This window comes from Pantoea sp. USHLN256, from assembly GCF_037149875.1.
GTDB classification, from domain to species: domain Bacteria; phylum Pseudomonadota; class Gammaproteobacteria; order Enterobacterales; family Enterobacteriaceae; genus Pantoea; species Pantoea nemavictus.
In genome coordinates this window covers 20,437-41,869 of record NZ_JBBCQO010000017.1, presented here as the reverse complement: position 1 = coordinate 41,869, position 21,433 = coordinate 20,437, and the positions used below count along the sequence as shown (strand labels likewise).

Below are 21,433 nucleotides of genomic sequence, written 5' to 3'. Positions count from 1 at the left end.
TGCTGATAGTTAGTTTAGCCGAAATACACTACATCAACCGGACTTTGTCATTACCTGGTGTGCACCGCGTTAAAAAAGCGCCAGAAAACGGGCTTCTGGCGCTTATCACAATGCGAAGTTTTATACGTTACAGTCGGTTACTGACCCATTCCTGCACGCCTTCCAGCGCGCCAGCCAGCGCCTGCGGATTTGTACCGCCGGCCTGAGCCATGTCTGGACGACCACCGCCTTTACCGCCAACCTGAGAGGCGAGTTCGCCAATCAGTTCACCGGCTTTTACGCGGTCAGTGAGATCTTTGGTCACGCCAGCAATCAGTGAAACTTTTCCTGCCTCAATGGTTGCCAGCACAATGATGGCAGAACCGAGTTGGTTCTTCAGGTCATCAACCATGGTACGCAACATTTTTGGCTCAACGTTGCTCAGCTCACTCACCAGTAACTTGGTGCCTTTCACTTCAACGGCTTTGCTGCTCAGGGATGCACTCTCCTGCGCAGCTTGCTGATCGCGAAGTTGTTGCAACTCTTTTTCCAGTGCACGAACGTGATCAACCAGACCGCGCACCTTCTCATTAAGATTACTGCTGTTGGCTTTCACCAATTGCGCTACATCCAGCAGCTGCTGGCTCTGTGCGTTAACTTGCGCCAACGCACCTTCACCGGTTACGGCTTCAATACGACGAACACCTGCTGCCGTACCAGACTCAGACTGAATACGGAACAGGCCGATATCTCCGGTACGTACTGCATGGATACCACCACACAGCTCGGTGGAGAAGTCACCCATGGTCAACACGCGAACACGCTGATCATATTTCTCGCCAAACAGCGCCATTGCGCCCTTTTCTTTTGCATCATCGAGATCCATGATTTCGGTCTCAACGGCAAGGTTACGGCGAATCTGCGCGTTAACAATATCCTCAACCTGACGGATTTCCTGCGGTTTCATGGCTTCAAAATGAGAGAAGTCGAAACGCAGATATTTATCGTTAACCAGCGAGCCTTTCTGTCCTACGTGATCACCCAACACCTGACGCAGTGCGGCATGCAGCAGGTGCGTGGCTGAGTGGTTTAAACGGATACGCGCACGACGAGTTTCATCCACCTGCGCATGCAAACGATCGCCAACGCGTAACTGGCCGCTGCTCAGCTTACCGATATGACCAATCGCTTTACCATACTTCTGAGTATCCTGAACGCTAAATTCAGCATTCTGCCCAGCCAGCACACCGGTATCGCCAACCTGTCCACCTGACTCACCATAGAACGGCGTTTCGTCAAGAACCACAACCGCGTCCTGACCTGCGCTAATCTGCTCAACCTGCTGACCGTCTACAAATAGCGCCTGCACAACCGCGTTCAGTTCCAGATGGTCGTAGCCTTTAAAGTCGGTTGCGGCATCAATGCGAATGACATTGTTATAGTCGGCGCCAAAACCACTGGCTTCACGCGCGCGTTGACGCTGCTGTTCCATCGCGGCTTCAAAGCCCGCTTCATCAATCTTTAAATTGCGCTCACGGCACACGTCAGCCGTCAGATCCGCCGGGAAACCGAAGGTATCGTACAGACGGAAGACTGTTTCGCCATCAAGCGTATCGCCCTGCAGCTTTGCCAGCTCTTCATCCAGTAGCGCAAGTCCACGCTCCAGAGTTTTAGCAAACTGCTCTTCTTCGTTTTTCAGCGCGTTTTCAACATGCTTCTGCTGACGCTTCAGATCTTCACCTGCAGCACCCATCACATCAATCAGTGGCGCAACCAGCTTATAGAAGAATGCCTCTTTCGCACCCAGCATGTTGCCGTGACGCACTGCACGACGAATGATGCGACGCAATACATAGCCACGGTTTTCATTCGAAGGAATCACACCATCTGCAATCAGGAAGGCGCAAGAGCGAATATGGTCAGCGATAACGCGCAACGATTTATTATTCAGATCGGTCGCACCGGTTACCTGAGCAACGGATTGAATCAATTTGGCAAACAAATCGATTTCGTAGTTGGAGTTTACGTGCTGCAATACGGCTGCAATACGCTCGAGGCCCATACCGGTATCCACGGAGGGTTTGGGCAGCGGCTGCATAGTACCGTCAGCCTGACGGTTGAATTGCATGAAGACGATGTTCCAGATCTCAATGTAACGGTCGCCATCCTCTTCCGGGCTGCCCGGAGGGCCACCCCAGATATGATCGCCGTGATCGAAGAAAATCTCGGTGCAAGGGCCGCAAGGACCGGTATCGCCCATCTGCCAGAAGTTATCTGATGCGAAAGCGCTGCCTTTGTTGTCACCAATACGGATAATGCGCTCACGCGGCACACCAATATCGTTGGCCCAAATTTCGAAGGCTTCATCGTCAGTTTCATAGACGGTCACCCACAAACGCTCTTTTGGCAGCTTAAACCACTGCTCACCCGTCAGCAGTTCCCATGCATAAGCGATCGCTTCTTTCTTGAAGTAATCACCAAAGCTGAAGTTGCCCAACATTTCAAAGAAGGTGTGGTGACGTGCCGTGTAGCCCACGTTTTCGAGGTCATTATGCTTGCCGCCGGCACGCACACAGCGTTGAGACGTGGTTGCGCGCGCATAGTCGCGCTTATCCTGACCAAGGAATACGTCTTTAAACTGGACCATTCCGGCATTGGTAAACAGCAATGTCGGATCGTTGTTCGGTACGAGGGAGCTGCTGGCTACAACCTGATGTCCCTTGCTATGAAAAAAGTCGAGAAACGCTTGACGGATCTCAGCAGTGCTCTTGCTCATAAAATTCCCGGAATCACGCTAACGAACGTTCCCTTTCGCTGGCAAACCACATCCATCCGGCCTGCCGCTGACTGAGGAACAAAAAGTGGGAATAAGATAAATTTTCTTCAGTGGGAAGTAAAATCACATCGCCTTTCAGTCGTCACTATTTCTGAAAACAGCCTGAATATCTTCCATCATAAAGCCTTTCGACATTAAAAAACGCTGTACCTTACTTTTCTCGGCCCAGGTTTGCGGTAAGGGCTCGCCAAATTTGCGTTTGGCAAGATCGGCGGCGCATAAGCTCCAGTTAACGTCGGTATCGAACAGCGCCTGATTTATCTCATCGCGGCCAATGCCTTTTTGTTGCAACTCCATACGCACGCGCTGTGGGCCATATCCCTTCCGGGCACGGCTCTGAATAAAGCGTTCGGTAAAGCGTTCATCGTTGAGCCAACCGCTCTCCTGACACCAGTCGAGCACTTTTTCCAGCAGCTCATCGGGAATGGGCGTGTTTTCCTGCTGCTGCAAATAGGCTGCACGCTGTGCAGAGAGCTGCAATTTACGTTTCAGCTCTTCGCGACTGTGATCGCGCTGCGTAAGGATACGCATGGCGCGGTCCAGCAAACGAGAATATGTTGGCACGGGTGCCACAGATGGTGACGATGACATATGATCAACCTTGTTCTAACAGTCGTGCAGGGTCGCAGGGTAAAGCAAGAAGGCGAGGAGGAAAAGCGCTGGCGGGTAAAAGCAAAACGGGAGCATCTCTGCTCCCGTTAATATTTTAGAAATCTTCGTTAGTTTCGCTGGCTTCTTCGCGATCTTCAGCCGAGATTTTCGCGGTGTCTGCTGCTACTGCATCACCGCTCAACAGCAAGTCACGCAGCTTTTTGTCGATCTCATTCGCAATCGCTGGATTCTCTTTAAGGAAGTTGGTTGAGTTAGCTTTACCCTGACCAATCTTCTCACCGTTGTAGCTGTACCAGGCACCGGCTTTCTCAACCAGCTTGTGCTTCACGCCAAGGTCCACCAGCTCGCCAAAGGTGTTAATGCCTTCGCCGTACATGATCTGGAATTCAGCCTGCTTAAACGGTGCAGCAATTTTGTTCTTCACTACCTTCACGCGAGTTTCGCTACCTACTACTTCGTCGCCCTCTTTGATCGCACCGATACGGCGGATGTCCAGACGAACAGAAGCGTAAAATTTCAGCGCGTTACCACCGGTCGTGGTTTCCGGGTTACCGAACATCACGCCAATCTTCATACGAATCTGGTTGATGAAGATCAGCAGCGTATTGGACTGCTTCAGGTTACCTGCGAGCTTACGCATTGCCTGGCTCATCATACGCGCGGCCAGCCCCATATGCGAATCACCGATCTCACCCTCAATTTCCGCTTTCGGCGTCAGAGCCGCCACGGAGTCAACGATGATAACGTCAACTGCGCCCGAACGCGCCAAGGCATCACAGATCTCAAGCGCTTGTTCGCCGGTATCCGGCTGTGAGCACAGCAGGTTATCAATATCAACGCCCAGTTTTTTCGCGTATACCGGATCCAATGCGTGCTCAGCATCGATAAAGGCACAGGTTTTACCTTTGCGCTGTGCTGAAGCAATAACCTGCAGAGTCAGGGTGGTTTTACCTGAAGATTCCGGTCCGTAAATCTCAACGATACGTCCCATCGGCAAGCCACCCGCGCCGAGCGCGATATCCAGTGACAGTGAGCCGGTAGAGATGGTTTCGACATCCATTGAGCGGTCTTCACCCAAGCGCATGATGGAGCCTTTACCAAATTGCTTCTCAATCTGGCCCAGTGCGGCAGCTAAAGCCTTCTGTTTATTCTCGTCGATCGCCATTTCCACTCCTAATCATGCTGGGTGAGCCGACACCAAATATGTCGCTCGTTCTGTTGCTGCTAATTATACTGTATGGTCATACAGTATCAAGTTTAATTTGTTAGAAATTCATCAAGCAGCGTTTGTAGCGCCCAGGCCACAGACTGTCGGCGTACCGCATCACGGTCGCCGGCAAAAACCTTGCGCTGCGCTAATACGCGGCCCTCAGGGCCCGCGATAGCAAACCACACGGTGCCAACCGGTTTATCTGGCGTGCCGCCATCCGGCCCCGCAATACCGCTCACGGCAATGGCATATTCTGCCGCGGCCGCTTTCCCCGCACCGACTGCCATCTCACGTACGGTTGGTTCGCTCACCGCACCATGCTGCTCCAGCGTGCTACTCTGCACACCGACCATTTGCTGTTTGGCTTGATTACTGTATGTCACGAAACCGCGCTCAAACCAGGCGGAGCTACCGCTGATATCGGTAAGTACCTTCGCAATCCAGCCACCGGTGCAGGATTCCGCTGCGGTGATTGTTGCCTGACGAATTTTTAGCTGTTCGCCAATGCGGTAACTCAACTGCTGCAATTGTTCATCGTTCATCGCCTTCTCCCGTTATGGCGCCTCACGTTAGCAGTAAATGGTGCGCTGAAAAGCCCTTTTCAACCTTCAGCGACCCATTCTGCGTACTTGCTTCCAGTTACCTCAGCCTGTTTTCACTGCAACCATGAACAAACGTGGGAAAGCTAACAAAACCTTGCCATTGCTACGAGCGGGATAAGCCGGAATGAGCGCCTGGTGATAATCATGGAGAAAGGCCGCTTGCTGCGTATCATTCAGCTCCGCGAGGAAAGGACGCAGTCCTGTCGCACGTAACCAGGTAATAACGCCCTGCGCATCGGTCATGGGATGATAATAGGTGGTGCGCCAGATATCGACCTGACAACCCGCATCGCTTAACAGATCGTAATACTGGTCGGTGGTCAACAGACGCTTGCGATCTGCCGCCTGCGGCGAAATCAGTCCCTGCCAGTTTTCACGCTCCGCCACGTCTCGCATTAAACGGTGCGACGGCTCTTCAAGATTGTCCGGCATCTGAATCGCTAATGCGCCACCCACAGCCAATTGACTCACCAGATGCGGCAGCAATGTGTGGTGTTCAGTCAACCATTGCAGCGAGGCGTTTGCATAAATCACCTGTTGCGGCTGCTCGGCCTGCCAGGTGCGAATATCCGCCTGCTGAAAGCGGCAAGAAGGCAGTCGTTCTCGGGCCTGCTGTAACATCGCTTCAGAACTATCAATCCCGGTTATCTGCGCATTCGGCCACGCTTGCACCAACAGCTCCGTGCTGTTGCCTGGCCCGCAGCCAAGATCAGTGGCAAAGCGCACATCAGCTTGTGGAATGCGCTCCAATAACTCTCGCGCCGGACGCGTACGCTCCGATTCGAATTGACGATACAGCTGGGGATTCCAGTCTTGCATGGCAAAGCTCCTGTCTTGGCTGAAGAGCCACACACTACCTGTTTTTGCCGTCTTCACAGAAAGAGAATAGTGCGATACCTCACCTTTTTGTCTTTGGTGACTGGTGAGTATTCGCAGTTACCACTAACTTAAAACAACGTTTCATTTTTTATAAATTAAGGAACCTGGCATGTCTGCAAAACCGCTATTGTCCGGCGTATGGTGTCCCTCAGTAACGCCTTTTGATAATAAGAATAATTTGGACATTGAAGCACTTGGACGCCATTTTTCACGCCTGAGTCAATCGGGCATTGATACCCTGCTGTTAATGGGCAGTATTGGTGAGTTTGCATCGCTTACTCAACAGGAAAGACTACTGCTCATCCGCGAAGCACGCCAACTTTCGCCACTGACTATGGTGGCAAATGTCTCCAGTACCTGCATTCCCGATATGCTGCAGCTGGCGGACGCCGCCTGGCAGAACGGCTTTGATGCGGTGATGGTGCTGCCTCCTTATTATTACGGGCAGACACAGAAGCAACTGCTGAACTATTTCAAAACGCTGGATAAACAGCTAGGCGGCAAGTGGTTCGCCTATAATTTTCCGGCACGCACCGGTTGCGATTTAACGCCAGCGCTAGTAGCGGAACTGGCAGCCGAGTTGCCCAATTTTATTGGCATCAAAGACACCATGGATTGTTTGTCGCACAACCGCGCGATGATTGATGAAACAAGGAGCGTTCGCGCTGATTTTACCGTGCTTTCTGGCTACGACGAATATCTGCTGCCCAATTTACTGGCTGGTGGTTCAGGTGTGATTTCTGGATTGAACAATATTGTGCCGGAGCTTTTTGCCCGCGCGATGCAGGCATGGCGTGCTGGGGATGTAACGCAGCTCGCCGAGATTCAACAGCGCATCGGAAAGCTGATGGCGATTTACACTATTGGCGATGATTTTGTTACCACCATTAAAACGGCTGTCGCCCGCCGATTTGATTCGATGAGCAGCTACTCGCGTAATTACGGCGGCGAGCTGACAGCGGAACAGTGCGCGGAAGTGGATCGTTTGCTGAGTTAAAACAGGCAGGACGGCGCGGTGCCGTCCCGTCATTAGTTTTAGTTCTTTTTTACAAATTCAGATTTGAGTTTCATCGGACCAAAACCCTCGATCTTGCAATCAATATTGTGATCACCTTCGACTAAACGAATGCTTTTTACCTTTGTGCCGATTTTTAACGTGGAAGAACTGCCTTTAACCTTGAGATCTTTGATAACAGTGACGCTATCGCCATCCACCAATAAATTACCGTTGGCGTCGCGTACAACTAAATCATTCACTGCATCATCGGCACTTGCCGTCCAGATATGACCACAAGATGGGCAATTCAGATTATCGCCATCTTGCCAGGTGTAATCGGCCTGGCATACTGGACAGGCAGGTAAGGTACTCATAAGCGCTCCTCAGAAGTAGGATGCGGTGAAGATGGCACCGCAAAAGGGCCGCCATCTTATACCCTCACACTTTACAAGGACAGCATTAAAAGACACTGCCCTGACGCGCTTTAGCGACGGCTTCACCCAGTTGCCACACCGCCATTGCGTAGTGCGTGCTGTGGTTATAGCGGGTAATTGCATAGAAATTTGGCAGGCCATACCAATACTGGTAGCTGGTGCCGAGGTCCAGACGCAATAAACTTACCTGATTATTACCGTCCAGCGATCCTTGCGGCGTCAAGCCACTTGCCGCTAAGGTGCTGACGGGATATTTAGTTTTGAAGCCATTCTCTAATGCTGGAGCCTGACCGCTCGCAGGAACCGCAACATTTTCTCCAGCACGCCAGCCGTGTTCTTTAAAGTAATTGGCTACGCTGCCAATCGCATCAACCGGATCCCACAGGTTAATGTGGCCATCCCCATTAAAATCAACCGCATATTGCTTGTAAGAGGATGGCATGAACTGCCCATAACCCATAGCACCGGCAAAGGACCCGCGTAGATCCAGCGGATCATCTTGTTCTGTACGCGCCATCAGGAGGAAGGTCTCCAGCTCACCGCTGAAGTAGGCCGAACGACGTGGATAGCTAAATGACAGCGTTGCCAGCGCATCCAGCAAGCGCGTTTTGCCCATCACCCGGCCCCAACGCGTTTCGACACCGATAATACCAACAATGATTTCCGGCGGCACACCGTAGACCTGCTGCGCACGCTGCAGTGCATCCTGATACTGATTCCAGAATGCCACGCCGTTCTGCACGTTATCCGGCGTAATAAACTTATTGCGATAGCGAATCCACGCGCCATTCGGTCCGGTTGGCGGCGTATAGCTTGGAGCTTGCTGGTCCATTAAACGCAGTACGTAATCGAGACGCTTCGCCTGGCCAATGACCGCGTGCAGCTGCTCACGATTAAAGCCGTGCTTTGCCACCATTTGGTCAATGAACTGCTCAGCAACTGGATTACCGGCAAAATCGCCAAACATAGGCTGAATCGCGTGGGAAGGCTCCAGTAAAAAACCGCCTTTAGGTGCAGGAACAACGGCGGGTTGCTGATGAGATGCAGGCTTACTGCTGCAAGCAGCAAGCAGAGTGATAAGCGGAAGAAGAGCAACCTTAAAACGCATTGGATATCCATAAGCCAGGTGAAACCGGAAGCACTCATGGTAATCGTTCATTGAAGTGACATACAGAGCAATATCTTAAAATTTAGCCCTTTGCCGCCGGTTTCAGCCAGTTACAGGGTGAATTTGCGAAACGGCTCCACACTTTACCTTTTTCGTTAAAATTTGCTTTTTACCGCTTAAGGCAATTTGTTATGGTCGGCAGCCAGAAAGCCCTACTGGCGGATGAAGGTATTGTGGCAAAAATGGTAATATCCCGCTTTCGTTATTTATCCACGATAACGGGACTTCCAGGCTGCATTGACCCAGCCTCAGGCAATTAAAAGAATGAATGTTGAGTGAGAATACGATGAAAGGAGCAGAGCAAATGGACTTTAGTGGCCATACGCCGATGATGCAGCAATACCTGCGCCTGAAGGCCGATCATCCTGACATCCTGCTGTTTTACCGCATGGGCGATTTCTACGAGCTGTTTTACGATGACGCGAAACGCGCCTCGCAGCTGCTGGAAATATCTCTGACTAAGCGTGGCGCATCCGCGGGAGAACCCATCCCGATGGCGGGTGTGCCCTATCATGCGGTTGAAGGTTATCTGGCGAAACTGGTCCAGCTCGGCGAATCAGTCGCGATCTGCGAGCAGATTGGCGATCCCGCCTTGAGCAAAGGCCCGGTTGAGCGCAAAGTCGTGCGTATCGTTACACCGGGCACCATCAGCGATGAAGCTTTACTGCAAGAGCGCCAGGATAATCTTCTGGCCGCTATCTTTCAGAGCCAGCGCGGCTTTGGTTACGCGACGTTAGATATCAGCTCTGGTCGATTCCGCCTGAGTGAACCGGGCGATGTGGAAACAATGGCGGCGGAACTGCAGCGTACCAATCCCGCTGAGCTACTCTATCCCGAAGATTTCCAGGCGATGACGCTGATTGATCAACGTCGTGGTCTGCGTCGCCGTCCGCTGTGGGAATATGAAATCGATACGGCGCGCCAACAGCTCAATCTGCAGTTTGGCACCCGCGATCTGAGCGGCTTTGGTGTCGAGCAGGCCCACCTGGCACTGCGTGCCGCCGGATGTTTACTGCAATATGTCAAGGATACGCAACGCACCTCGCTGCCGCATATCCGCTCGCTGAGCATGGATCGTCAGCAGGATAGCGTGATTATGGATGCCGCCACACGCCGAAATCTGGAGATCACTCAGAATCTGGCGGGTGGAATCGAGAATACGCTGGCGGCAATACTGGATAAAACCGTCACGCCTATGGGCAGCCGTATGCTTAAACGGTGGCTACATATGCCACTGCGTGATGTCTCTACTATTGCTCGTCGCCAGGAATCTATCGCTGAGCTGCAATCACTCAGCCAGGAATTGCAGCCGGTGCTGCGGCAGGTGGGCGATCTGGAACGTATTCTGGCGCGCCTCGCGCTGCGTACTGCTCGCCCCCGCGATTTGGCGCGCATGCGTCACGCCTTCCAACAATTGCCAGAGTTAAACCAGCAGCTTGCAGGCGTTGAGGCTACGCAGCTAATTAACCTGCGGTCTCAGATGGGTGAGTTCAACGAGCTGCGTGAGCTGCTCGAGCAAGCCATTATTGATTCACCGCCGGTGCTAGTGCGCGACGGTGGCGTGATTGCCCCGGGATACAATGCTGAGCTCGACGAATGGCGCGCCCTGGCAGATGGCGCCACCGATTATCTTGATCGCCTGGAGATTCGCGAGCGTGAAAAACTCGGGCTGGATACGCTGAAAGTCGGCTTTAATGCGATTCACGGCTATTACATTCAGGTAAGTCGCGGGCAAAGTCATCTGGTACCCATTCACTATGTTCGCCGTCAGACATTGAAAAATGCTGAGCGTTACATCATCCCCGAACTGAAAGAGTATGAAGACAAAGTTCTGACATCAAAAGGGAAAGCGTTAGCCCTTGAGAAAGGCCTCTATGAGGACCTTTTCGACCGTTTGCTGCCGCACCTTGAAGCGCTGCAAATCAGCGCAGCCGCGCTATCAGAACTGGATGTATTAGCCAATCTGGCCGAGCGCGCCTGGACGCTAAACTACTGCCGTCCGGTGCTGCAAGAAAAAGCGGGGATTCGCATTACCGCAGGACGCCATCCGGTGGTTGAACAGGTGCTGAAAGAACCCTTTATCGCCAACCCGCTGTCGCTCTCTCCGCAACGGCGCATGCTGATTATTACCGGCCCCAATATGGGCGGTAAAAGTACCTATATGCGCCAGACCGCCTTGATCGCTTTGATGGCGTGGATTGGTAGCTATGTGCCCGCAGAAGAAACGGTCATCGGCCCGATCGATCGTATATTCACTCGCGTCGGTGCTGCAGATGACCTGGCTTCCGGCCGCTCTACCTTCATGGTTGAGATGACGGAAACCGCCAATATCCTGCATAACGCCACCGAAAACAGTCTGGTGCTAATGGATGAAATTGGTCGCGGTACCTCAACTTACGATGGGCTGTCGCTGGCATGGGCTTGTGCAGAGAGCCTGGCGAATCGTATTAAAGCCATGACGCTGTTCGCTACCCACTATTTCGAGTTGACTACGCTGCCAGAGAAAATGGAAGGTGTGGTGAATGTGCATCTGGATGCGGTGGAACATGGCGATACTATCGCCTTTATGCATAGCGTACAGGATGGCGCGGCGAGCAAAAGCTATGGTCTCGCGGTAGCTGCGCTGGCGGGCGTGCCGAAAGAGGTGATCAAGCGTGCACGTAACAAGCTGAAGGAGTTAGAAGCACTGTCCGGTAGCTCTGCAGCATCAACGGTGGAAGGTTCGCAAATGCAGTTGCTGGTGGCAGAAACCTCACCAGCGATGGATGCGCTGGAAGCACTGGATCCTGATAGCCTCACACCTAAGCAGGCGCTGGAATGGATTTATCGCCTCAAGACGCTGGTCTGAAGTCACTAAATGACTGCTGGCAGCAACTATATTGCAAGCAGTCAGAAAACCTGACCTGCAGGCGAAAAAAAACGGTGACCATCAGGTCACCGTTTTTCATTATCGGTAAAAATTATTCGCGAAACAGTGCTTCAATGTTCAGGCCCTGTGTCTGCAGAATCTCACGCAGACGGCGCAGCCCTTCCACCTGGATTTGACGTACGCGTTCACGGGTCAACCCGATTTCACGACCTACATCTTCCAGCGTTGCCGCTTCATAGCCTAACAGGCCAAAACGACGCGCCAGCACTTCACGCTGCTTGGCATTCAATTCAAACAACCACTTAACGATGCTTTGTTTCATATCATCATCTTGCGTGGTGTCTTCCGGACCGTTGTCTTTCTCATCGGCCAGGATATCCAGCAGCGCTTTTTCGGAATCGCCACCCAAAGGTGTATCAACCGAGGTAATGCGCTCATTGAGACGCAGCATACGGCTTACGTCATCAACTGGCTTGTCTAACTGCTCGGCAATCTCTTCAGCACTCGGCTCATGATCAAGCTTGTGCGAAAGTTCACGCGCGGTACGCAGATAAACGTTTAACTCTTTAACGATGTGGATTGGCAAACGAATGGTACGGGTTTGATTCATGATCGCCCGTTCAATAGTCTGTCGAATCCACCACGTGGCGTAAGTTGAGAAACGGAACCCACGTTCTGGGTCAAACTTCTCTACGGCGCGAATCAAGCCGAGATTACCCTCTTCAATCAGATCCAGCAGCGCCAGACCACGATTGCTGTAACGGCGGGCAATCTTTACTACCAAGCGTAAGTTACTTTCAATCATGCGGCGGCGAGAAGGAATATCACCCCGCAATGCACGGCGTGCAAAGAAGACTTCTTCTTCTGCCGTCAGCAGTGGTGAGTAACCAATCTCTCCGAGGTAAAGCTGCGTCGCATCCAAAACGCGTTGCGTCGCACCCTGTGACAACAGCTCTTCTTCCGCTACGTCGTTGTTATCACCAGGTTCGTTCTCAACGAGAGCCTTCTCATCAAAAACCTCAGCTCCGTTGTTTTCCTCGAATTCCGCATCTTCATGTAAATCGTTAACTTTCAGCGTATTCTGGTTCATTAGCGGCTCCTACCCGTGATCCAAGGGCAGAACCAAGGTTCTGCCGGATTATCGCTGCGGTAAATAACGCAACGGGTTTACGGATTTCCCCTTGTAACGAATTTCAAAGTGCAATCTTACTGAACTGGTACCGGTGCTACCCATGGTAGCGATTTTTTGCCCCGCCTTAACTTCCTGTTGTTCCCGGACCAGCATAGAGTCGTTGTGGGCGTAGGCGCTCAGGTAGTCATCATTGTGTTTGATGATGATTAAATTACCGTACCCACGGAGCGCGTTGCCAGCGTACACCACTCTTCCCGAAGCTGTGGCGACAACAGGTTGTCCACGCGAACCGGCGATATCGATACCTTTATTTCCGCCTTCCGCAGCGGAGAAGTTATCGATGATCTTCCCATCAGTCGGCCAACGCCAGCTTCCCACTGGAGTTGTGCTATTAGTCGTGCTGCTGACTGTAGGTGGTGCGACAACCGGAGCTGTGGTCGTTGCCACATTATTTGCTCCTTTCGACGGCAGCAATTTGCTACCCGACGAATTACCCGAATCATCAGAATACGTAATAACAGGTTGCTGTGCAACAGGGGTCGATTTAATTTGCGTTTGACTCGGTGTAACAGGTACGCCGCCCTGTGTTGCATCCGCTACGGTTATCGCATTACCACCGGTGATGGTCTGGCCGTTGCCGTTGCCAACCTGCAGCGTTTGCCCGGCGTTCAAGCCATACGGCGCTGCGATGTTGTTGCGTTGCGCCAGATCGCGGAAATCGTTGCCGGTAATCCAGGCAATATAGAACAGGGTGTCGCCACGTTTCACGGTGTAGGTCTCGCCGCCGTAGCTGCCTTTCGGAATATTCCCATAGTTGCGATTGTACACAATGCGACCATTTTCCGTGGCCACATTATTATTACCACTAACCATTCCGCCGGACGGTTGCGCTGAAGAAGTGCTGCCGCTTAACATACCGCCACTCGGCATCGCAGGCACACCGCTACTTTGCGAGGAGATCATGCCGCCACTTGGGGCTGAAGCCATTCCACTGTCGCCGCTGTTACTACCAACCTGGCTAATGGGTGCCTGCGTGTTATCGCTTGAACTACAGCCCGCCAGCCAAAAACCTACCAAAGAAAGTGCCGCCAAACGGCGTAATTGAAATGCTGTGCTTCCCATGCTCACTGATCCCCCGTGATGGCAACCCTGAATATAAATGTGTAACGGCGTTAACCGCATTATCCACTGCGCGTAACGTTAAAAACGGTTTTTAGCATTGATAAACAAGGATAGTAACAATATCAACTGTGCCGTGCCATGTAACAGTTGTGAAGAATTGCGTAGTGACGGTTCAGGCAAGATCGCCCTGAACCAACGGCACAAAACGGACGGGCTCGATGATTTCTTCTATCAATTCATCGCCCTGACGACGCAAACGCTTTAACACCTGTTGATCCTCACCTACCGGCAGCACCATTTTGCCGCCCTCGCCCAATTGCGCTATCAGCGAAGTCGGAATTTCAGGTGGCGCTGCGGTGACAATAATGGCATCGAACGGACCACGCGCCGCCCATCCCTGCCAGCCATCGCCGTGACGCGTTGAGATATTGTGCAAATCGAGTTGCTTGAGGCGGCGCTTAGCCTGCCACTGCAAACCTTTGATACGTTCTACGGAGTAAACATGATTGACCAGATGCGCCAGAATGGCAGTCTGATAGCCAGAACCGGTGCCAATTTCCAGCACGCGCGATTCTGGAGTGAGCTCCAACAAGGCGGTCATCCGCGCCACCATGTAGGGCTGTGAAATGGTCTGCCCCATGCCAATCGGCAACGCGACGTTTTCCCACGCTTTGTGCTCAAACGCCTCATCGATAAAACGCTCGCGAGGCACATCAGCAATGGCTTTCAGCAGAAATTCATCATGAATGCCCTGCGCACGTAGCTGCTCCAAAAGCGTTTCGATGCGGCGGTTTATCATGCCAGCTTTACCTCAGCCTGGAGCAGCCAGTCACTTAATACTTCTTGTGCGGCATGCGCGGTCAAATCAACATGCAACGCGGTTAGCGAAACATAGCCCGCATCCACCGCTGCGAAGTCGGTATCCGGGCCCGCATCCAGCTTTTTCCCCGGCGGACCAATCCAGTAAAGCGGCTGGCCACGCGGATCTTCAGTGCAGATCACCTGGTCGGCTGGATGGCGGCTGCCACAGCGCGTAACACGAAGCCCTTTGATTTCTGCTAAGGGCAAATCTGGCACATTGATATTGAGGATACGCCCGGTACGCAGCGGTGCACGTGATAGCGCACGCAACAGCGTACAGGTTATGGATGCGGCAGTATCGTAATGGTGATGCCCATTGAGCGAAACGGCGAGCGCCGGCAGCCCAAGATGACGCCCTTCCATCGCTGCAGCCACCGTGCCTGAGTAGATGACATCGTCGCCCAGGTTCGGCCCGGCGTTGATGCCCGAAACCACGATATCGGGACGCGGCTGCATAAGCTTGTTCACGCCGAGGAACACACAGTCTGTCGGCGTTCCCATTTGCACCGCAATATCGCCATTTTCATGGGTAAAAGTGCGCAGTGGCGTTTCTAATGTCAGAGAGTTTGATGCGCCGCTACGATTGCGATCGGGCGCAACCACCTGCACCTCAGCAAACTCACGCAGTGCGCGAGCCAGCGTCTGGATGCCGGGAGCATGAATTCCATCATCATTGCTAAGCAATATCCGCATCTATTTCTGACCTTTGTTCATTCAACTGGTCCTCGACCTGTTTGCCGAACGCAATTTTGGCGCCGCAAAAGAGGCGTCTGGCGGGACAAGGATGTTTGCATTCTAGCGGCGAGGCGCTGGAAGTGGTAGGCGAAAATCAAGGAACTGGCGGTGTTTGCCGTAACAATATGCAATTTGAGATGACGCACAAAATAAATATGCCCGGCACCAAAGCCGGGCAACAGCGAGGACTATTGGCGATCTGGCAAGCTCACCGCGTACAAATACCAGGCCGAATGAGGCAGCCAACCTTCCGCCCAGCGCCAGTCATCATCTTTCCGCGTGACGGCATAACCTTCATCGAAGGCGATACCCTCAGCGACCTGGTTGGATGCTCCGGTAATGCCGTTAACAATGCCGCCTGGCAGCGTGGTGTATTTCCATGAATTAAAGAACAGATAGCTGATATGGCGGTAACCACTGCCGGTCAGCATGCTGACATCATAAGGATTGTTGCCCAAAATCCAGTTCAGCTGATTCCAGGCGTAACCCTGCAGCTGCTGGGTGAAGGTTTTATCATCGGCAAACAACGGCATGGCCTGACGTGCAGCCGCCGCCAGCGAGGCGATACGCGCATTCTCACCCTGCCACCACGGCGCAGCTTCGCTGTCATGCGGGAAGAAGAAACTGGTACGTTTATCACCATTTTTCAATTGAATCAGCTGGCGCGCGTAGCCAAACGGATTATTGGTTTCTTTGGTCACCGCCAGTTCAAAGCCCAGCGAGCGTTTCACCGTATCTTTGATTTTCGTCTGCTGCTCTTGCGGAGCAATGCGCGCATACTCCAGCAGCGCGATCACAGGCAGCCCGGCATCTGACGGATGGAAGAAGGGGCGCCGCTGCGTATCGGCGCGCCAGTAATCATGCCAGTTATCCAGCGAGGTCAATCGTGCCATCAGGCTTTGCGCGCGTTGTTGTGCCGCCGTCAAATAGACCGCTTTGTGCGAAGCGCGATACAGCTCTGTCGCCGCCAGCAGCGCGGTATAGTCATCAACGATATTCTCTTTACCGTCATTCACCATCTGCGCATTGTTTTTTTGCAAAAAAGCGAAGGCGTCTTCGGCCGTTTGCAAATACTGCTTGCGGCTGAAATTACCGTCATTTTCCATGGTGCTGGCCAATGCCAGCGCGGCAATCGACATACCCGCTCCAGAACGGAAACTCGCCTGCCATGCCAGCCGCCCAACGGCTTCCTCCTCGACAATAGTGGAATCTGACTCTTTCTCCTTAATCTGCGTACGCCAGTTTGGGTTAGCAATCACGCGATCCTGCGCCCGCTTCTCTTTACCGGGCGAAGAGATCGCCTGGAAGAAAGATTCGCCCGGACGTTTCATCCGCACCAGAAAATCGGCGCCGTACAGGCCTTCGTCCAGCATCCGGCGGCGATACTCATCAAAATTTTGATTTTGGCGCGCACCCAGGTTCTGATAACCGCGCAATAAGCTCCAGGCCACCAGCGGCGCCTGCTGTGGATTGAAATAGGAGGTCAGATTTTGATGCGAAAGATGCACACCGTAATCACCGGTGGCATCGTACCAGCCGCCGTGCACATCAACGGTGCCAGACCCTGTGCCAGCCGGCAGCGGCAGTTTGCGATCGGACTTATCAAACAGCCCGGTGACGCGCTGGCTTTTGAAGTAAGCAATCACATCGGAAAGCGTGTAGCGCTCCAGCAGATCGGCGCCGATGATAAATGGCCCGGAACGTACGTCGCCGTCGCTACTGGTGGTTTGCAGCACGTAGCGTCCCTGTTTTTTCCAAGCGGAAAAATCCGCGCGGTAGAAGGTGCGATCGCCCCAGCCCTGCACTTCGCCCTGCGGCTGTAAAGAGCCACTCAGCACCTGCTGATTGGTTTCACTGTCTAGCAGCACAAAGTTTACTGGTGGCTTAGCGCGTGACTCGCCGGTCAATTGAACAACGGCGGTTTTGGGTGCAGCAATGTCGTAACCCACCTGATTAATCAACACGTGAGTTTCAGCGTGTGCCAGTCCAGCCATCAGCAGCGCGGCGGTAAGTGCGGAGAAACGAATCCTCATGGTCATCATCCTTAGTATATTGAGTGATTAAAACAGGCTAAAAGGGGCAATCATCAGGAATTTGATGTCCTTTTCATCCTGGAAAACGTTGCCATAGCCACCGCCCCAGCTCGGGTTATCGCTATGATTATTGAACGCGGTGAGATGGAGTTTGAACACGGTGTTTTTGGCCCAGCCGGATTGCACCTGCCACACCAGATCGCCGTTAATGGCGGTTTCGGTCAGACGTTGATCCTGTGACCAATCGCCACCACGCGCCGGTTTGCCGTCCCAGCCCCAGGCAAAAGAGCCGCCGATACTGACGCCTGGCCAGACGATATCGCTAAGATCGACCATCATCCCGGCAAAGATTGCCTTCTCACCGTCGGCATTGAAGTCAGAGCGAGAATCCCACCACATATCAATACGGCCAGCCGAGTTCGGGTAAATCGGCGTCATCGCCACGGTGTAATAACCCTGCTTGCCCGGCGCGTGCACCACGCTGCCTTCCAGCCGGAACTGATAGCGATCAACCTGATAAGCCAGCGTTAATCCCTGTTGCCAGGCGAATTCGTCATACACATCGTGGCGCCCGGTACGATCCTGCGAGCCGTAAAACTGCCAGCTCAGACTTAGCGGATTGTCCCAAAGCGCAGTCTGACGGGCAGCCTTAGCAAAATATTTATCGAGGTAGTGCGGTGATTCGCCCCACGCCAGCTCCAGCGTGTTACCGTTTTTGAAGTCGTACTTGCCACCTAGCGAATGCAAATAGGGAATACGCGTCTGGCGATCGATTTCGCGAAATTCGTACATTTTGCGATACCACGGCGCCTTGTATTTGTTGGTGCCCATCCACGACAGCGATAGCGCACCAGCGGAGCCATAGTCATAAACCGCCCCCACTTCCAGGCCCTGATAGGTGCCTGGTAAGAATCCCCACTGTGTACCGAGCAGCGTTTGGCCACTCGGCTGGATGTAACCCGCTCGCAGCCAGTAATCACCCGCCTTCAGTTTCAGCGCCGCACGATAGAGATCGAGACCATTTTTTTCGCCCACGCCGCGGTCTTCCCACATCGATGGACCATGACTGAAGCTGATTTCATTGGGGTGCGCCGGGCTGCCCTCAAACAGATCCCAGGTGGCGAAGGCGGCGAGATCCACGCCGACAACATCCGCCAGATAGCCTGATTGATACTCCAGCGCGCCGGTCAGCGTGCTGTGATGCAGATTGGTTTGATAGTGTTGGTAATGGCTGCTGTCCGGATTGAGATCTTTGCGCTCGCGGTGACGTTGCCAGTAGTACAGCGTGCCATCTACTTTGCTGTCTTCAATGAAACCTGCCGCATCAGCCGCAGGCGGTGCTGCACACAGCATCAACGTTGCCAGTGGCAGCAGCGCCACTTTTTTTCCCTGAGTTAAAGCATTCATTGCATTTCCTTAAGGTGCACGCAGCCCTGCGATAGCAGCCGCATACCTGTTCCCTGTTAGTCAGTATTGAAAGTTGCGCGTCAGGCGCTGGGTTTAGTCACACCGGGCCGCGTCCAGCGGCCATAGATCAGTGTCAGGACAAAGGGGACGATGAAAGCCACCGCAATCGCCGCCACTTCATAAATCATTTTGGAATCGGGTCCTTCAAACAGACCGAGTTCGAAGACGTTGAGTACCGGAAGAAAACTGTAAGTTTTTACCTGTAACAGCCCGGTAATCGCACCGCCTAATGCGGCCCCGATACAGCCGAAGATGAACAACATGCGGAACTTGAGATTGACGCCATACAGCGCCGGTTCGGTGATGCCAAAGAACGCCGATAGCGACGCTGAGAGGGCAATTTGGCGGTCACGCAGATTGCGGGCGATAAAGATGGCGCCACTTACCGCGCCAAATTGCCCCATTACCGCCGACATGAACATCGCCATGATGGTGTCGTAGCCCTGTACCTGAATGTTAATCAGCGCAAGAGGAATAATGCCCCAGTGCACGCCAAACACCACGAACAGCTGGCCAATACCCGCCAGCAGCGCGCCGGAGATCATGGGACTGAGCTGATAGAGCGCGCTGTAGCCATTGGCAATGCCGACACCGGCATAATCCGCCAGTGGACCAATCAGTGTGAATACCACAAAGCCGCAGATAATCAGCGAAAGACACGGCACAAATACCAGCGCCGCGACGTCCGGAATCCACTGCTTCAGCTTGCGTTCAACGTTGCTCAGCAGCAGCACCGCCAGAATCGCTGGGATCACCGCGCCACCATATATTTTCAGGCTAATGTTCAGACCCAATACGGTGAAGTGCTGCGGCAAGTCAGGCTGCGTGAGTGGAAATACCATCGCTGCCGTTAATGCCAGTGCAGTGAAACGGCTGGCGCCAAAACGATCGGCGGCAGTCACCGCGATAAACAGCGGCAGGAAGACAAAAACGCCACTGGCGAGCGCATTAAACATGGCGAAAAGCAGATCATCGCTAGCCACCAGGCCCTGAGTTTGCAGCAGCACCATGATGCCTTTAATTACCCCGATGCCGGCCAGGACCCCAATATAGGGCGTAAAAATCGCACCAAGCGTTGCCAGCATTTTTCCCGCCAGACCACGTTCGTCAGAACCCGGTTTGACCGGTTCAGCAGCCGGTTGCGACCCGAGCTGCATCGCCTGATACAGCTGCTCCACCTGCGGGCCCACCACCACCTGCAACTGCCCGGATGCATTCACTACGCGGATCACCCCCGGCAAGCTGCTGATAGCCGGGATGTCCACGTTTGCCATATCGTGGATGGCCAGCCGCAGGCGGGTGGCGCAGTGCGAAATATGGCTGATGTTGTCATCCCCGCCGAGCTGCTCCCGGATAGCCTGGGCCAGCTTCACGTAATCGAGTTTCATTATGGTTATCCTTTTTCAACGCGCCCGGTGTTAGTCGTAATCGCCCGGTTTGGTTTTGCTCTTCATCGACACGCCAAAGTCGGTGAAGATGCGCTGCGGCAGATTGTTACCCTTCGCTTCCGCAATGTGATGCGCCAGAATCTGGAACGGAATCACCAGCAGCAGCGGCGCCATCCACTCGCTCACTTCCACCCCCAGCGCCAGCGTGCGTTCATCATCGCTTTCGCCGAGGCAAAGGCTCCAGACGTGTGGCGTAACGCGCTGTTCATAGTCGCGCAGCAGACGCAGGCGCTCGCGTACCGGCGCATCAACATCAACAAAGAACAGACGGTGTTGTGGGTTTATCTCGAAATACGGGCCGTGCATGAATGCTTCGAGCTCAATGCCTTGCGATGGCACGCGCACCGTTTCACTAAACTTGGTCTCCATCTCCTTGATCACGCCCAGTGCCGGTCCAAAGCCGATGGAGATAAAACGTGGTGCGGCGGTGAGCTCCGCCTGCCAGCGCTGCCAGAAAATTTCAGTACGTTCAATAATCTCTGGAATCGCCGTCGCGCCGCGCTGCAGCATCGCAAACTCCTGCTGCTCCTGTTGCGCGGTGATACGGCCGCTTTGACGCGCGCTGTGCAGGCCGATCAGCATCAGCGTCATTACGGTGGCTAAATAGCCTTTGGTGACGTAACCGACGCGCTCTTCGCCACTTTTAATCTCCACCGCATGATCCACCGCCTGCGCCAGCGGACTGGCCAGCTTGCCGGTGATGCCCCAGGTTGCCACGCCATGCTGTTGCTTGAGGGCGGCAATTGCTGCCAGGGTCGAAGTGCTCTCGCCGCTTTGTGAAATGGCGATCACCAGATCGATGGCCGGATCCCACTGCTCGTAATGCTGGAAATGAAATGGCTCCTGCACGCTAATCCGCACGCCTGTTAGACGCTCCACATAATATTTAGCGCTGAGCGCGGCATTGATGCTGGAACCCGTGGCGAGCACCAGCACCGATTTTGCTGCACCGAGCGCGGGCAAATCATCTGGATAGCATGCCAGCAGGTTGCTGAGCACCTCAGGCTGCTGGTGGATGTAAGTCATCATGGTGGGTTTCATTACTGCTC

The 21,433-nt window shown here is 53.5% G+C and carries 17 protein-coding genes; 2 read left to right on the top strand and 15 right to left on the bottom strand.

Annotated elements, in window-relative coordinates; all coding sequences use genetic code 11:
* Positions 1-127: 127 nt before the first annotated feature.
* The 5 genes from alaS to tam all read right to left on the bottom strand — a co-directional run bounded on the left by alaS (position 128) and on the right by tam (position 6,058).
* A complete protein-coding gene (alaS, locus tag WFL93_RS23160) occupies positions 128-2,755 on the bottom strand; it encodes an alanine--tRNA ligase (protein WP_336779128.1) in 2,628 nt (875 codons plus the stop codon).
* Between the two features lie 135 nt (positions 2,756-2,890).
* A complete protein-coding gene (locus WFL93_RS23155) occupies positions 2,891-3,346 on the bottom strand; it encodes a regulatory protein RecX (RefSeq protein ID WP_007893275.1) in 456 nt (151 codons plus the stop codon).
* A gap of 175 nt (positions 3,347-3,521) precedes the next feature.
* Positions 3,522-4,592 (bottom strand): recombinase RecA, encoded by a 1,071-nt coding sequence (gene recA / locus WFL93_RS23150; RefSeq protein WP_007893274.1) that lies wholly within the window; start codon positions 4,590-4,592, stop codon positions 3,522-3,524.
* A 92-nt stretch (positions 4,593-4,684) separates the two neighbouring features.
* Positions 4,685-5,179, bottom strand: coding sequence for a nicotinamide-nucleotide amidase (gene pncC, locus WFL93_RS23145; RefSeq protein ID WP_336779127.1), 495 nt, complete (start codon positions 5,177-5,179; stop codon positions 4,685-4,687).
* A 102-nt stretch (positions 5,180-5,281) separates the two neighbouring features.
* The gene (gene tam, locus WFL93_RS23140) at positions 5,282-6,058 is read right to left on the bottom strand and encodes a trans-aconitate 2-methyltransferase (RefSeq protein ID WP_336779126.1); all 777 of its coding nucleotides are present in this window, start codon (positions 6,056-6,058) and stop codon (positions 5,282-5,284) included.
* 169 nt (positions 6,059-6,227) lie between these two features.
* Between tam and WFL93_RS23135 the strand changes: the two genes are divergently transcribed.
* The gene (locus WFL93_RS23135) at positions 6,228-7,115 is read left to right on the top strand and encodes a dihydrodipicolinate synthase family protein (RefSeq protein WP_336779125.1); all 888 of its coding nucleotides are present in this window, start codon (positions 6,228-6,230) and stop codon (positions 7,113-7,115) included.
* A gap of 38 nt (positions 7,116-7,153) precedes the next feature.
* On the opposite strand, the gene WFL93_RS23130 is transcribed toward WFL93_RS23135, so the two are convergent.
* Positions 7,154-7,489 (bottom strand): zinc ribbon domain-containing protein YjdM, encoded by a 336-nt coding sequence (locus tag WFL93_RS23130; RefSeq protein WP_336779124.1) that lies wholly within the window; start codon positions 7,487-7,489, stop codon positions 7,154-7,156.
* 85 nt (positions 7,490-7,574) lie between these two features.
* Positions 7,575-8,657 carry a lytic murein transglycosylase B gene (gene mltB, locus WFL93_RS23125; RefSeq protein WP_007893263.1) on the bottom strand — a complete coding sequence of 361 codons (1,083 nt, stop codon included), beginning with the start codon at positions 8,655-8,657 and terminating at the stop codon, positions 7,575-7,577.
* Between the two features lie 364 nt (positions 8,658-9,021).
* Here mltB and mutS point away from each other — a divergent pair, with 364 nt between their 5' ends.
* Positions 9,022-11,565: a DNA mismatch repair protein MutS gene (mutS, locus tag WFL93_RS23120; RefSeq protein WP_336779123.1), complete on the top strand. Its 2,544-nt coding sequence runs from the start codon at positions 9,022-9,024 to the stop codon at positions 11,563-11,565.
* 112 nt (positions 11,566-11,677) lie between these two features.
* Here the strand turns inward: mutS and rpoS are convergent, their stop codons facing one another.
* The 8 genes from rpoS to WFL93_RS23080 form a co-directional block, all read right to left on the bottom strand.
* On the bottom strand, positions 11,678-12,676 hold the full coding sequence (gene rpoS, locus WFL93_RS23115) for an RNA polymerase sigma factor RpoS (RefSeq protein ID WP_007893257.1): 999 nt from the start codon (positions 12,674-12,676) through the stop codon (positions 11,678-11,680).
* A 48-nt stretch (positions 12,677-12,724) separates the two neighbouring features.
* The gene (nlpD, locus tag WFL93_RS23110) at positions 12,725-13,840 is read right to left on the bottom strand and encodes a murein hydrolase activator NlpD (protein ID WP_336779122.1); all 1,116 of its coding nucleotides are present in this window, start codon (positions 13,838-13,840) and stop codon (positions 12,725-12,727) included.
* A gap of 172 nt (positions 13,841-14,012) precedes the next feature.
* Positions 14,013-14,639: a protein-L-isoaspartate(D-aspartate) O-methyltransferase gene (locus WFL93_RS23105; RefSeq protein ID WP_007893253.1), complete on the bottom strand. Its 627-nt coding sequence runs from the start codon at positions 14,637-14,639 to the stop codon at positions 14,013-14,015.
* Positions 14,636-15,394 (bottom strand): 5'/3'-nucleotidase SurE, encoded by a 759-nt coding sequence (surE, locus tag WFL93_RS23100; protein WP_336779121.1) that lies wholly within the window; start codon positions 15,392-15,394, stop codon positions 14,636-14,638. Before surE ends, WFL93_RS23105 begins: the two co-directional genes overlap by 4 nt.
* A gap of 230 nt (positions 15,395-15,624) precedes the next feature.
* The gene (locus WFL93_RS23095; protein ID WP_336779120.1) at positions 15,625-17,469 is read right to left on the bottom strand and encodes a glycoside hydrolase family 9 protein; all 1,845 of its coding nucleotides are present in this window, start codon (positions 17,467-17,469) and stop codon (positions 15,625-15,627) included.
* Between the two features lie 27 nt (positions 17,470-17,496).
* Positions 17,497-18,876, bottom strand: a complete 1,380-nt coding sequence (locus tag WFL93_RS23090) for an OprD family outer membrane porin (RefSeq protein WP_336779119.1) — start codon at positions 18,874-18,876, stop codon at positions 17,497-17,499.
* 80 nt (positions 18,877-18,956) lie between these two features.
* Positions 18,957-20,324, bottom strand: coding sequence for a PTS transporter subunit EIIC (locus WFL93_RS23085; protein WP_336779118.1), 1,368 nt, complete (start codon positions 20,322-20,324; stop codon positions 18,957-18,959).
* A gap of 30 nt (positions 20,325-20,354) precedes the next feature.
* Positions 20,355-21,425 (bottom strand): SIS domain-containing protein, encoded by a 1,071-nt coding sequence (locus WFL93_RS23080; protein WP_336779117.1) that lies wholly within the window; start codon positions 21,423-21,425, stop codon positions 20,355-20,357.
* Positions 21,426-21,433: the final 8 nt, after the last annotated feature.

What these genes read in the sequence shown, in the direction of transcription:
- alaS (WP_336779128.1), bottom strand. Translation starts at nt 2,755, where the DNA reads ATGAGCAAGAGCACTGCTGAGATCCGTCAAGCGTTTCTCGACTTTTTT.
- WFL93_RS23155 (WP_007893275.1), bottom strand. Translation starts at nt 3,346, where the DNA reads ATGCGTATCCTTACGCAGCGCGATCACAGTCGCGAAGAGCTGAAACGT.
- recA (WP_007893274.1), bottom strand. Translation starts at nt 4,592, where the DNA reads ATGGCGATCGACGAGAATAAACAGAAGGCTTTAGCTGCCGCACTGGGC.
- pncC (WP_336779127.1), bottom strand. Translation starts at nt 5,179, where the DNA reads ATGAACGATGAACAATTGCAGCAGTTGAGTTACCGCATTGGCGAACAG.
- tam (WP_336779126.1), bottom strand. Translation starts at nt 6,058, where the DNA reads ATGCAAGACTGGAATCCCCAGCTGTATCGTCAATTCGAATCGGAGCGT.
- WFL93_RS23135 (WP_336779125.1), top strand. Translation starts at nt 6,228, where the DNA reads ATGTCTGCAAAACCGCTATTGTCCGGCGTATGGTGTCCCTCAGTAACG.
- WFL93_RS23130 (WP_336779124.1), bottom strand. Translation starts at nt 7,489, where the DNA reads ATGAGTACCTTACCTGCCTGTCCAGTATGCCAGGCCGATTACACCTGG.
- mltB (WP_007893263.1), bottom strand. Translation starts at nt 8,657, where the DNA reads ATGCGTTTTAAGGTTGCTCTTCTTCCGCTTATCACTCTGCTTGCTGCT.
- mutS (WP_336779123.1), top strand. Translation starts at nt 9,022, where the DNA reads ATGGACTTTAGTGGCCATACGCCGATGATGCAGCAATACCTGCGCCTG.
- rpoS (WP_007893257.1), bottom strand. Translation starts at nt 12,676, where the DNA reads ATGAACCAGAATACGCTGAAAGTTAACGATTTACATGAAGATGCGGAA.
- nlpD (WP_336779122.1), bottom strand. Translation starts at nt 13,840, where the DNA reads ATGGGAAGCACAGCATTTCAATTACGCCGTTTGGCGGCACTTTCTTTG.
- WFL93_RS23105 (WP_007893253.1), bottom strand. Translation starts at nt 14,639, where the DNA reads ATGATAAACCGCCGCATCGAAACGCTTTTGGAGCAGCTACGTGCGCAG.
- surE (WP_336779121.1), bottom strand. Translation starts at nt 15,394, where the DNA reads ATGCGGATATTGCTTAGCAATGATGATGGAATTCATGCTCCCGGCATC.
- WFL93_RS23095 (WP_336779120.1), bottom strand. Translation starts at nt 17,469, where the DNA reads ATGAGGATTCGTTTCTCCGCACTTACCGCCGCGCTGCTGATGGCTGGA.
- WFL93_RS23090 (WP_336779119.1), bottom strand. Translation starts at nt 18,876, where the DNA reads ATGAATGCTTTAACTCAGGGAAAAAAAGTGGCGCTGCTGCCACTGGCA.
- WFL93_RS23085 (WP_336779118.1), bottom strand. Translation starts at nt 20,324, where the DNA reads ATGAAACTCGATTACGTGAAGCTGGCCCAGGCTATCCGGGAGCAGCTC.
- WFL93_RS23080 (WP_336779117.1), bottom strand. Translation starts at nt 21,425, where the DNA reads ATGAAACCCACCATGATGACTTACATCCACCAGCAGCCTGAGGTGCTC.